The organism is Mycobacterium sp., assembly GCF_049683935.1.
In the GTDB taxonomy this organism is placed as follows: Bacteria; Actinomycetota; Actinomycetes; order Mycobacteriales; family Mycobacteriaceae; genus Mycobacterium.
The window spans coordinates 1-11,314 of record NZ_JBAUJR010000460.1; the positions used below are offsets into that span (position 1 = coordinate 1).

Annotated in this window: 12 protein-coding genes and 1 pseudogene; 5 read left to right on the forward strand and 8 right to left on the reverse strand. The window is 67.2% G+C overall.

The genetic code is table 11. From position 1 onward, the window contains the following. Nucleotides 1-198: pseudogene (locus tag WA965_RS25615) on the reverse strand (MFS transporter); the annotation flags it as partial. A 113-nt stretch (nucleotides 199-311) separates the two neighbouring features. On the opposite strand from WA965_RS25615, the gene WA965_RS25620 reads away from it, so the two are divergent. Beyond that, entirely contained in the window at nucleotides 312-977 is a 666-nt protein-coding gene (locus WA965_RS25620; protein WP_526448197.1) for a FadR/GntR family transcriptional regulator, read from the forward strand. Between the two features lie 24 nt (nucleotides 978-1,001). Here the strand turns inward: WA965_RS25620 and fadD8 are convergent, their stop codons facing one another. Together fadD8 and WA965_RS25630 are read right to left on the reverse strand one after the other, a co-directional pair. Continuing rightward, nucleotides 1,002-2,603, reverse strand: a complete 1,602-nt coding sequence (gene fadD8 / locus WA965_RS25625) for a fatty-acid--CoA ligase FadD8 (RefSeq protein ID WP_526303333.1) — start codon at nucleotides 2,601-2,603, stop codon at nucleotides 1,002-1,004. 121 nt (nucleotides 2,604-2,724) lie between these two features. Further along, complete coding sequence (locus WA965_RS25630; protein WP_526303334.1) at nucleotides 2,725-3,141, reverse strand: YciI family protein; 417 nt, start codon at nucleotides 3,139-3,141, stop codon at nucleotides 2,725-2,727. Between the two features lie 151 nt (nucleotides 3,142-3,292). On the opposite strand from WA965_RS25630, the gene WA965_RS25635 reads away from it, so the two are divergent. The 3 genes from WA965_RS25635 (at nucleotide 3,293) to WA965_RS25645 (ending at nucleotide 6,546) form a co-directional block, all read left to right on the forward strand. After that, a complete protein-coding gene (locus WA965_RS25635) occupies nucleotides 3,293-4,249 on the forward strand; it encodes an oxygenase MpaB family protein (protein ID WP_526303335.1) in 957 nt (318 codons plus the stop codon). Between the two features lie 6 nt (nucleotides 4,250-4,255). Continuing rightward, the gene (locus tag WA965_RS25640; protein ID WP_526303336.1) at nucleotides 4,256-4,843 is read left to right on the forward strand and encodes a TetR/AcrR family transcriptional regulator; all 588 of its coding nucleotides are present in this window, start codon (nucleotides 4,256-4,258) and stop codon (nucleotides 4,841-4,843) included. 140 nt (nucleotides 4,844-4,983) lie between these two features. Further along, nucleotides 4,984-6,546: a long-chain-fatty-acid--CoA ligase gene (locus tag WA965_RS25645; RefSeq protein WP_526303337.1), complete on the forward strand. Its 1,563-nt coding sequence runs from the start codon at nucleotides 4,984-4,986 to the stop codon at nucleotides 6,544-6,546. Here the strand turns inward: WA965_RS25645 and WA965_RS25650 are convergent. From WA965_RS25650 to WA965_RS25670, 5 genes are all read right to left on the reverse strand, one after another. Beyond that, nucleotides 6,543-7,172 (reverse strand): heme-binding protein, encoded by a 630-nt coding sequence (locus tag WA965_RS25650; protein WP_526303338.1) that lies wholly within the window; start codon nucleotides 7,170-7,172, stop codon nucleotides 6,543-6,545. The two genes, WA965_RS25645 and WA965_RS25650, sit on opposite strands and share 4 nt — an antisense overlap. Before the next feature lie 99 nt (nucleotides 7,173-7,271). Continuing rightward, nucleotides 7,272-8,501, reverse strand: a complete 1,230-nt coding sequence (locus tag WA965_RS25655) for an RNA polymerase sigma factor (RefSeq protein WP_526303339.1) — start codon at nucleotides 8,499-8,501, stop codon at nucleotides 7,272-7,274. Then, nucleotides 8,498-8,848, reverse strand: a complete 351-nt coding sequence (locus tag WA965_RS25660) for a YciI family protein (RefSeq protein WP_526303340.1) — start codon at nucleotides 8,846-8,848, stop codon at nucleotides 8,498-8,500. The genes WA965_RS25655 and WA965_RS25660 overlap by 4 nt, the downstream gene beginning before the upstream one ends. A gap of 77 nt (nucleotides 8,849-8,925) precedes the next feature. Continuing rightward, nucleotides 8,926-10,158, reverse strand: a complete 1,233-nt coding sequence (locus WA965_RS25665; protein WP_526303341.1) for a cytochrome P450 family protein — start codon at nucleotides 10,156-10,158, stop codon at nucleotides 8,926-8,928. Then, nucleotides 10,155-10,763, reverse strand: coding sequence for a TetR/AcrR family transcriptional regulator (locus WA965_RS25670; RefSeq protein ID WP_526303342.1), 609 nt, complete (start codon nucleotides 10,761-10,763; stop codon nucleotides 10,155-10,157). Before WA965_RS25670 ends, WA965_RS25665 begins: the two co-directional genes overlap by 4 nt. A 157-nt stretch (nucleotides 10,764-10,920) precedes the next feature. Here WA965_RS25670 and WA965_RS25675 point away from each other — a divergent pair. After that, the coding region (locus tag WA965_RS25675) for an NAD(P)-binding protein (protein ID WP_526448198.1) at nucleotides 10,921-11,314 on the forward strand (394 nt) is incomplete at its 3' end.

The window sequence follows — 11,314 nt, forward strand, 5'->3', positions numbered from 1 at the left end:
GGTCGACAGCCACGGCGCGGCGAGTCCGGCGGCGGCGAAGCACAGCGCGGGCAGCGTGGTCAGCAGGCCGGCCCAGGTCGCGGATACCCCCAAGTCGGCGCGCATGTCGCCGAGTAGCGGTGCCACGCTGGTGACGGCCGGACGCAGGTTGAGTGCGGTGAGCACGACGGCCACGGCGAGCAGCGCACCCCCGGCCATTGCGGGGACGCGGGTCGCCGCGGTGTCGGGGGTGAGCCCGTCGATCACCGGCTTCTGAGTGGGCACCCTGCTACGGTGCCATACATCCCATGATTGGTTGAAAGGATGTCTCTGTGCCGTTGAGCACCACCCGGCGTACCGGCCTCGTCGACCAGGTCATCGAGCAGTTGCGGCGTGCGGTCTCCGCCGGCGAGTGGCCGGTCGGCAAACGGATCCCCAACGAGGCCGACCTGGTCGAGTCGCTCGGGGTGGGCCGCAACACCGTGCGTGAGGCGGTCCGGGCACTCGCGCACGCTGGACTCCTCGAGGTCCGCCAGGGAGACGGCACCTATGTGCGTGCCACCAGCGAGGTGTCCGGGGCGCTGCGACGGCTATGCGGCGCGGAGTTGCGGGACGTTCTGCAGGTGCGCCGCGGGTTGGAGGTCGAAGGCGCGCGTCTGGCGGCAGCGAACCGCACCGACTCCGATGTGGCCGAGCTTCGAGTGCTGCTGGCCCGCCGTGATCAGTGCCAGGCGCCCGGCGACACCGACGAGTTCGCGCGCGCCGACACGGCGTTCCACCTCGCGGTGGTGCGCAGCTCGCACAACGTGATGCTGACAGAGCTCTACCGGGGTCTCATCGAGGCCATCACCGCCAGCGTGGCGACGACCCACGAGAAGCCGGTGGAGATCGTCGACCACGGGGTGCTGCTCGACCACATTGCCGCCGGCGACGTGGCGCGGGCGGCGTCGACGGCGGGCGCGCTGCTCGACGGCATCCTCGCCGACCTGGGCGCCTGACCGTCGGCTCCGGGTGCGCCCGGGCTAGCCGACGGCGCGTCCCGCGCCCTCCCAGAACTGTTTGCGGACGGCCTTCTTGTCGGGTTTGCCCAGTGCGGTGATGGGCACCGAGTCGACGACGACGACCTGCTTGGGCACCTGCACCGACCCCTTGCGTTCCTTCACCGATGCCTGGACCTGAGCGATCATCGTGGCCACTGCGGCGTCACCCGAATCGGCGTCGGGCCGCAGCACCACCACGGCCGTCACCGCCTCACCCCACTTCTCGTCCGGCGTGCCGATCACACAGACCTGGGCGATCGACGGATGTTCGGCCACCACGTCTTCCACCTCACGCGGGAACACGTTGAAGCCGCCGGTGACGATCATGTCCTTGGTGCGGTCGACGATGAACCAGAAGCCGTCCTCGTCCTCGCGTGCCAGGTCACCGGTGTGCATCCAGCCGTCCCTGAACGTTTCCGCGGTGGCCTCGGGCAGGTTCCAGTACCCGCCTGACAGCAGCGGGCCGGACACGCAGATCTCGCCGACCTCGCCCTGGGGCACCGGTTGGCCGTCCTCACCCAGCAGTGCGGTCCTGGCGAACAGCGTCGGCCGTCCGCACGAGGTGAGCCGCTTCTCGTCGTGGTCCTTCTTGGACAGATAGGTGATGACCATCGGCGCCTCGGACTGCCCGTAATACTGCGCGAAGATCGGCCCGAACCGGCGGATCGCCTCTTTGAGCCGCACCGGGTTCATCGCCGACGCGCCGTAGTACACCGTTTCCAGCGACGACAGATCCCTGGTGTGCGAGTCGGGGTGGTCCATCAGCGCGTAGATCATCGAGGGCACCAGCATCGTCGCGGTGATCTTCTGCTCCTCGATCACGCGCAGCACCTCGGCGGGATCGAACTTCGTCAGCACGATCAACTCGCCGCCCTTGACGATCACCGGCGTGAAGAACGCCGCGCCGGCATGCGACAGCGGCGTGCACATCAGGAAGCGCGGGTTCTCCGGCCACTCCCATTCGGCCAACTGCACCGTCGTCATCGTCGTGATCGACTGCGTCGTGCCCATGACGCCCTTGGGCTTGCCGGTGGTGCCGCCGGTGTAGGTCAGCCCGCCGATGTTGTCGGGCGCCAGATCGGCGGCGACCAGCGGTTGAGGCGGGTACTTGGCGGCCTCGGCGCTCAGGTCGACTGCGACATCGGCCAACTCTGACGGCACCGGGCCGATCGTCAGAATCTGCTTGAGCGACGGCACCTTCTCCAGCAGGCCGAGCGCCCGCTCGACGAACATCGGGTTCGGATCGATGATCAGCGACGTCACCTCGGCGTCTGACAGGACGTAGGCGTGATCGTCCAGCGAGCCGAGAGGGTGTAGTGCGGTGCGGCGGAAGCCCCGGGTCTGACTGGCGCCGATGATCATCAACACCTCGGGGCGGTTGAGCGAGAGCAGCCCCGATGCGCTCCCGGTGCCGGCGCCCAGCGCCTCGAAGGCCTGAATGTACTGGCTGATGCGGTCGGCGAGCTCGCCTCCGGTCATCGTGGTGTCCCCGAGGAACAGCACGGGCCGGTCCTTGTGCCTCTTCAGTGCCCCGGCGGTGAGGTGGCCGGAGTGCAGGGGATGGCGCAGCAGGTTGTCACTCATGCGCTCCAGACTAGAACGTGTTCCAATTCCAGTCAGCGACTACCGCCGAAACGGTATTCCGCGCGGGCGTCACTCGGCGTGTACGCGCGTGGAATACCGTTTCGGCGCGTGCTGGATCGGCCTACACCAGGCCGTCCTTCTTCCACTGCATTTCCTTCTGGACCCACTCGTTGTCCTGGGGGAACTCCTCGGTCTCGGTGATACGACGCACCTCGAGCCGGGCTCCGAAGCCCAATGGACACTTCAGTGCCCACTGCTTGGCCTCTTCGAGTGAGGACAGGCCCAGCACCCAGAAACCGTTGAACAGTTCCTTGGCCTCGGTGTAGGGGCCGTCGGTCACCACGGGGGTCTCGGAGTCGAAGTTGACGACGAACCCTTCTTCCGGCCCGGCCAGTCCTTCGCCTGCGAGCAGCACGCCCGCCTTGATGAGCTCCTCGTTGTATCGGCCCATCGCCGCGATCACGTCGTTGAAGTCGACGTTCTCCATCGCCTTCTCGGCCTCGGGGGTCGACCGGAGGATCAGCATGTAGCGCGTCATCGGATGTCTCCTGTTCGTCGGGAGGGGCCCGTCCATCGTGCCCTCGTTGACCCGTCGAGCGGCAAGGCCGGAAATCGACATCCCGCGACCAGAAACTTTTGTTGACATGTTGAGACAAATAGTTAGTCTTTGTGTCAACGAGGGAGTCGCCATGGCCGCAGTCATCGAGGATCACGCTCGACAACACTCGCCGAGAGTCAGACCGAACGTCATCAACGAGTTCCGAAAACACTCCGGCAGTGTGCTGGGCGGTTTCTTCGGTGCGGCCGCCTTTGACGAGGTGGCGTTGGTGCCGGTGGCCGCGGCCGTCGACAAGACCGGGCGCTTCGAGTCGAACTTCGCTGATCGTGGTGTGCGGAGCGGCTTCTCGACGTTCCTGGCGATCTGGGGCGACGCGACCGACCGGGCCGCAGAAGGGGAGCGACTCAAGACGCTTCACCGAGATGTCCACGGCCGAGGCAAGGGCGACTTCGCGGACGTGCGCTACAGCGCGCTGGATCCGCGCCTGTGGAACTGGATCGCAGTCAGCGGTCTGTTCCTGGTGTTGAACTCCTTCACTCCGTGCACCGGCGTCACTCTGACCGACGACGAGCGTGAGGTCGCCTACGAGCAACTCCTGGAGTCTTTCCGCGCACTGGAGCTGCCGGGGAAGAACGCCAAGCTCCCTGCCACCTACGCCGACGCCGTCGAGTACTACGACGCGATGGTGGACGGTGAGTTGGCGGCGAATCCGTTCCTGCGCCGTGTCACCGAGAACCTGACCCGCCTGCCGCTGCCGACGCTGGTGCTGCCGCCTGCGGTACGCGTGGCCCTGACGCCGACGTGGCTGGCGCTGCGCCCACTGGCCGGTCGGGTGGTCAAGGTGTGCTCGTTCGGAATTCTGCATCCCGGGGTGCGGGAACTCACCGGGTTCGAGTGGCAGGCGCGTCACGACCGGGAGTTCGCGTTCTACAGCATGCTGCTGCAGCTGGCATGGCGAACGCTGCCGGACAGAATGCTGCTGATTCCGTTGGCGCGCAACCGTATCGAGTACGAGAAGCTGGTGCGGTTGCACCGCTCCGTCGCGTTGGAGTCATTTGCGCCGCCGCCTGGCTGCCCGGCAGGCTGAATCGGGATGCGACGACTTCGTAACACCGACAGCAGGACCGAACAGGAATCGGCGATTCTCAAGGCGGCAGCCGAGGAGGTCGCGCTGGTGGGGGTCGGCCGGCTGAGCATGGACGTGGTGGCCCGCCAGGCCGGCGTCAGCCGCAGCACGCTCTACCGTCGGTTTCCGAGTCGCGAGGCGTTGATCACCGAGTTGGGCCGGCAGACATTCGGGTTCGCGATGGCACGGTTGCAGACGGTCGCGATCGACGACGGCCCGCAGGCCGCTGCGGTGGCGGCATTCCGCGAGGGTGTCCGGCTTCTGACGGGTGAGCCGGTCATGCGTCGCTTCCTGCAACTCGACGGTGAGTTCACTGCGACGACCGAGATGGTCGCCGAGGCCCGTCTGTTCCTCATCAGTGCGGCGACGGCGATGGCCAAAGCCCTGCGGGCGGCCGGTGCGACGATGTCCGACGTCGAGCTGATGACGATCGCAGAGATGCATATCCGACTGGCTGCGTCGCTCGTTCAGGTCAACACCGGCGTCGTCGACGTCAACGACGATGACGCGGTGGCCGAGTATGCGCGAACCTATCTCGCTCCGTTGGTACGGTGAAGAACAGTCGTTCACTTGTGCCGAACATTGAGTGCTTTGACGTGCTGATATAGACACGATAAGAATGAAGCTGTGAATCACTTTGTGAGGATTGGTCCAATCCGGACAGCTGTGGCCGACGGCATGGCACGCTTCTGACCATGGCCGACCTGCCCGAACCCCGTTTTCTTGATGACCGCGTCGCACACTGGGCACGCACGACGCCTGACGCCGAAGCGATGGACTACCTCGATCGCTCCTGGACCTGGGCCCAGTGGAACGACCGGGTCCGCCGGCTCGCGGGGGCCCTGAAGGACCGCGGCGTCCAACGCGGCGACGTGGTCGCGTTCCTCGACAAGAACCACCCCGCCTGCGTCGAGATGACCTTCGCCGCCGCGTCGCTGGGCGCAGCCACCGCGATCATCAACTTCCGGTTGGCCGCCGACGAACTCGACTACGTGCTCAACGACTCGGGGGCAAAGGTGCTCGTCGTCGGGACGGAGTTCGCCCCGGCGATCGACAAGATCCGCGACAAGCTCGTCCACGTCGAGCACATCGTCTCCGTCACGCCCGAGGGTGACGACGAGTACGAGGCGATGCTCGCGGCGGCGACGCCGATAGATCGCAGCGACGACGTCGACCCCGGCGACGTCGCGATCATCATGTACTCCTCGGGCACCACCGGGCGTCCGAAGGGCGTCGAGCTCACCCAGACCAACGTGATCGCCCACACCGTGAACGCCCATGAGGGCTTCGAGTTCGACGAGGGCGACAAGAACATGGTGTCGATGCCGCTGTTCCACGTCGGCGGATCGTCGTACGTGCAGTTCGGAATTCACGACGGCGTGCCGAGTGTGATGACCCGCGACGTCGATGGCGCCGCGCTCGCCGGAGCGATCTTCAAGGGCGCCAACCGGACCTTCCTGGTGCCCGCGGTGCTCGCCAAGGTGCTGGAGTCGGGCGAGGACGCGGTGAAGTTGTTCAGCGCGCTCAAGACCTACGGCTACGGTGCGTCGCCGATGCCGCTGCCGCTGCTGCGTTCGGCTTTGAAGGCATGGCCGAACACCGACTTCATCCAGGCCTACGGGTTGACCGAGTTGTGCGGGGTCATCAGCCATCTGATGCCCGAGGCGCACCGGGCCGAGGATCACCCGGAGCGGTTGACCAGCGCGGGCACCCTGGTGCCCAATGCCGAGGTCCGCGTCGTCGATCCCGACACCCTCGAAGAAGTCCCCACCGGTGAGCAGGGCGAATTGTGGTTCCGTTCACCGCAGTTGATGAAGGGCTACCACAACAAGCCCGAGGCGACCGCGGAGGCCATCACCGATGACGGCTGGTTCCGCACCGGCGACGTCGGCCGCGTCGACGAAGGCGGCTACATCTTCGTCGAGGACCGACTCAAGGACATGATCATCTCCGGTGGGGAGAACATCTACTCGATCGAGGTCGAGCGGGTGCTGTCCGAACATCATGCCGTCGTCGAGGTGGCGGTCATCGGAGTCCCCGACGACAAGTGGGGTGAGGTCGTCAAAGCCGTCGTCGTGGTGGAGGGGGAGGCCAGCGAGGCCGACCTGATCGCGTTCGCGCGCGAGCGACTGGCCGCCTACAAGTGCCCCAAGAGCGTGGACATCACCGAGGAACTGCCGCGTAACCCCACCGGGAAGATCCTGAAAAAGGAACTGCGCAAGCCACATTGGGAAGGACGTGACCGCGCGACGGTCTAGGTCTGGATCGGGATGGCGATCTCGTTGCGGCGCCGGAACGGCAAGGTCCAGGGCGGGTCGTAGAACCAGGCAACGGCATCACCGGCCGAGGTGATGTTGTTGTCGGCCAAGATCTGTCGCAGTTCCGCGGTGCGGTCGGCGACGGCCACGGGGCCACGGTCTCCGGTGAACCGCAGCACGGCCACGGTCTCCGCGGGCACCGGGACCAGCCGCACCTCGTCGTCGTCGGGGGACGGAAGTGTCTCCATCGACCATTTCGAGGGCATGTAGAAGCGGACTGTCCACCCCTGCTCGGCGTTGCCGGGCTGCGAGACCGGGGCCGTCATCGCGATGTCCTCACCGCCGGACGGCTGCTGGCTGACCGGAGCCGTCATCGCGATGCTCGTGTCGTGGTGATTGCCACCGAAGATGTAGCCGGCCAAACGCCGGAAACCGGTGGACAGCGCGGTCTGCTTTTCTCCGGCGACGGTGGTCTCGGCGGCGATGCGCGGCCCGTACCGGCGGATCTCCACGCTGTCGGTCAACCGGCGGGTGAGATGGTGCGGTTCTTCGGTGCCGACGCGGATCCCCACGATCGACAGTGCAGACTCGCCGATCTGGCCGACGATCTTGACGATGCGATTCACAACGACTCCTCTCTTCGATGGCGGCTACCCGCGCCGAACAGCGCGCAACCAGCTGCCCGCGTGTTCTTCGTCGCTGCCGGGACAGCGGATGGGCCGGGATCAGGGAATTCGTCGGGTCCACCGCTCGACCAGGCGCCTGCGGTGGTCCGCCTCGGCGTCGCTGACGCTCCAGGGGCCGGTCAATGACGCGGTCATCTCGGTGACGGCCTCCGGGAAGCGTCCGTCGCGGGCCAGCAACTCGGCGCGCACCGCGTGCCACCGATGGTCCGGTTCAAGCTCTTTCAGCGCGGCCAGACCCGCGGCGGTTCCCGAGGCCTCCGCGACTGCGACGGATCGTGCGAGCAGGGCGGCTGAGCTGGGATGCACCCCGATCAGCAGGTCGTACAACCGCACGATCTCCGCCCAGTCGGTGTCGCGGTAGCTTGCGGCGGTGGCGTGCTCGGCGGCGATGGCCGCCTGCAACTGGTACGGGTCGGCGAGGCCGTCGCAGCGGCGCAGCGAGTCGTCGAGCAGGCGACGCCCCTCGTTGATCGCCGCCGGATCCCACTCGCCGCGATCCTGCTCGGCCAACACGATCGGATGGCCGCCGGGGTCAGCGCGGGCGTCACGCCGGGCCTCGGTCAGCAACAGCAGTGACAGCACGGACATCGGTGTCACCTCATCGGGCATCAGTTCGCAGACCAGCCGGGCAAGCCGGACCGCCTCCCGACAGCCGTCCACATCCCAGAGGTGTGGGCCTGCGATGGCGCTGTGCGAGCTCGTGTACAGGGTGTAGACGACCGCGCAGACGGCCGAGAGACGTTGTGGCAGTTCAGTAGCCGCCGGCACTTCGTAGGGGATGCCGGCGCGGGCGATCTTGGTACGGGTACGGGTGAGCCGCTTGGCCACCGCGGCTTCGCTGCTCAGCAGCACCGAGGCGATCTGGGTTGTCGACAGACCGCACAGCACCCGCAACGCGAGGGTGACCTGGGCGTCGAGTGACAGCGCCGGATGCGCGCAGGTGAAGATCAGCCGCAGCATGTCGTCATGGACCACCGGTTCGCCGGGGTCCTCGTCGAGGAGCAGGTCCATCGCGGCGCGCTCCTTTGCGGTCCGGGCGCCTTCGCGGCGCAGGTAGTCGATGGCCGCCCGCCGGGCAGCGACCGTCAGCCAGGCCCGCGGGGACTCGGGCATCCCCGTGATCGGCCACTGCCGCAGCGCCCGTATCGCGGCTTCCTGCACCGCGTCCTCGGCGATGTGGAGGTCGCCGACGACCCGGACCAGGGTGGCCAGGATTCGCGCACCCTCGGCCCGGATCGTCTCGGCCACTTGCCTTTCGGCTGAGCTCACCCCCCGAACTCGATGACCGGCCGGACTTCGACGGCGCCGCCCCAGGCCGCGGGGATGTCCGAGGCGATGCGCACCGCCTCGTCCAGGTCGGCGGCCTCGATCAGGTAGAACCCGGTGAGGGCCTCTTTGGTCTCTGCGTACGGACCGTCGCTGAGGACCACGTCGCCTCCCCGGGCGCCACGCACCCGGACAGTGGTCGCGGTCGACGTCGGATACAGCGCGGCCCCACCACGGATCGACTGGCCGTGCGCTGCGCCGAACTCGCCGTATTCAGCCATCTCGGCGGCGTGCTCCGGGGCGGTCCAGTCGACGTCGGCGGTGTAGGTGAGCGCGGCGTACTGAGGCATGGTGTTCTCCTTCTGGTGAGGTGACCCGTTGGTGGAATCACATCAAGAAGACGAACGGGACGGGCGAAAAAGGACAATCAGCTGAGCCGGACCGGAAGCCCGTGCAGGCCCCGAAGCACCAGGCCGCCGCGCCAGCGCAATCGGGCGGGATCGACCGCAAGGGCGATGTCGGGTGACCGCGTCAGCAGCTCCGTGATCGCAATCCTGGCCTCCATGCGGGCCAGGGGCGCACCGAGGCAGTAGTGGGCGCCGCGGCCGAAGGACAGATGCCGATTGGGATGTCGTCCGAGATCAAGGCTTTCAGGGTCGGTGAAATACATCGGATCGCGGTTTGCGGAGGCCAGCACCGCGAGCACCAGCGATCCCCGCGGGATGGTGACACCGGCAAGCTCGACATCCGAGCTCGCCCACCGCTGGGTCGCGGTCTCGGCCGGCACGACGTAACGCAGCAGCTCCTCGGTGCCGGTGCCACCGAGTGCGGGATCTGATCGCCAGCGGGTCAATTGGTCGCGGTGGCTCAGCAGACTCCACACACCGGAGGTGATCAGGTTGACCGTCGTCTCGTGGCCGGCTGTCAGGAGCAGCACGACCATGGCGAGAATCTCGTCGGCACTCAACCGGTCGTCACCTTCCTGGGACAGCACCATCGCGCTGATCAGATCGTCCCGCGGCTCGGCGGCGCGCTGGTCGATCAATCGCCGCAGGTAGCGCAGGAACCGCACGATCGACGGGACGGCGGTGGCCGGATACCGCCGTTGCGGTGCATGGATGAGGGCGGCGGACCACCGGGCGAACTTCGGGGTGTCATCCTCGGGGACACCGAGGATCCTGGCGATGAGCACGATCGCCAGCGGGAGCGCCAGGTCGGCGCGTACATCCATCCCGCCGCGACGCATCGCTGCGTCCAACAGTTCGTCGACCCGGTGCCGCGCCTGGTCGTGCATCGATTCGACGCGGCGCGGGGTGAACGCCCGGTGGACCAGACTGCGTAACCGGTCGTGGTCGGCACCGTCGAGGCTGAGCAGACCCCGGTCCAAGGGGGCCAGAAATCGCGGCAGGTTGCGGACGGTGCCGCGCCGACCAGCCGGCACCGCCGCGGCGCGGTTCTTGACGAACCGGTCATCGCCCAGAACGGAGACGACGTCGTCGAAGCGGGTGACAAGCCACACCGGTCCGAACGATCGAGTAGCGACCCGCAGGACCGGCGCGTGGTCCCGCATCTGTGCGTAGTGGGGGAACGGGTCGGCTTTGAACTGTGGCGACGTGACATCCAGCTGCGCCAAGCGACCGGCGTGCGAGTCGATATTCATGACTGCGGACCGAAGGCCGGGTCGAATACCGCCAACGCCCGCCCGACATGGGTCCCCGGCCGTCCCCGGCCACCTCCGGCCGCCCACTGCTCGAGGCCCACCCGTACCGCGGTGACCGAGCTTCCTGCCATCAACTCGGCGGTCAGCCGGTTCCGGACCCGCTGGCCGAGGCGCTGCGTCGCGGCGTTGGTCAGCTCGTGCAGAGACGAGGAAAATCGGCCTACCTGATGGGCTTGGAGTGCACGGTCATCGGCTTGCAATTGCAGGTATTGCAGCAGATTCGGATTCTCCCGGTGAGCTCTGTCAACGTTGGCGGTGACCAGCGCGCTGAGTTCAACCCACGCCGTGCCGCGATCTTTCTCGGCGGCGAACGCAAGGAGGTCTTCCCGATCGAGGGTGATCACGTCGATCAGGGCCGCGTCCTCCTTGGTGTCGAAATAGTTGAAGAAGGTGCGCGTAGACACGCCCGCATGCGCCGCGATCTCGTCGACTGTCACGGCAGCCAGACCGCGGTCTCGTGCCAGCGCGAGCACCGCGGCGCGCAGAGCATTTCTTGTCGCCCGCTTGCTGCGGGCCCTGCCGTCCTCGGTGCCGGTGGCATCCATGCGGCGATCATGCACGAATTCAAAGTTTGCAGCAACTGCAAGTTGCAGCGACTGCAAATCAGCCACGGGCGCCGCGGGCGTTGGTAGCGTGTAGGCAACGCCGTCCGCCGAGACACGGGCGCGATCAGATGGAGACGACCAGAAGCCATGGGCTGCAATGAGTGTTGACGATATCGACGTGCTGGTGATCGGGGCGGGTCTGGCCGGCCTGCGTTGCGCCGCGGTGCTCGCCGCGGCCGGCCGTGACGTCAGGGTGTGGGAAGCCGCCGATGACATCGGCGGCCGGATCCGCACCGACGTCATCGACGGCTTCCGCTGCGATCGCGGTTTCCAGGTGCTCAATCCCGCCTATCCGGAGCTGGCACGGGCTGTTGACGTCGAGGACTTGCGGCTGCAGTCCTTCGGGCCCGGGGTGGCGGTGCGTCGGGACCGCGGGTCGACGGTCTGGGTCCATCCGCTGCGTTCCCCGACCAAAGTCCCGGCGATGCTGACCCGTGGCGGACTGGGCCCGCGCAACGTGGCGGCGGTGGCGCGCTGGGCGGCGCCGGGCC

Excerpts from the sequence above, each read along its gene's own strand:
- WA965_RS25660 (WP_526303340.1), bottom strand. The coding sequence starts at position 8,848 with ATGCCTCAGTACGCCGCGCTCACCTACACCGCCGACGTCGACTGGACC.
- WA965_RS25645 (WP_526303337.1), top strand. The coding sequence starts at position 4,984 with ATGGCCGACCTGCCCGAACCCCGTTTTCTTGATGACCGCGTCGCACAC.
- WA965_RS25630 (WP_526303334.1), bottom strand. The coding sequence starts at position 3,141 with ATGACGCGCTACATGCTGATCCTCCGGTCGACCCCCGAGGCCGAGAAG.
- WA965_RS25670 (WP_526303342.1), bottom strand. The coding sequence starts at position 10,763 with ATGGATGCCACCGGCACCGAGGACGGCAGGGCCCGCAGCAAGCGGGCG.
- WA965_RS25635 (WP_526303335.1), top strand. The coding sequence starts at position 3,293 with ATGGCCGCAGTCATCGAGGATCACGCTCGACAACACTCGCCGAGAGTC.
- WA965_RS25665 (WP_526303341.1), bottom strand. The coding sequence starts at position 10,158 with ATGAATATCGACTCGCACGCCGGTCGCTTGGCGCAGCTGGATGTCACG.
- fadD8 (WP_526303333.1), bottom strand. The coding sequence starts at position 2,603 with ATGAGTGACAACCTGCTGCGCCATCCCCTGCACTCCGGCCACCTCACC.
- WA965_RS25640 (WP_526303336.1), top strand. The coding sequence starts at position 4,256 with ATGCGACGACTTCGTAACACCGACAGCAGGACCGAACAGGAATCGGCG.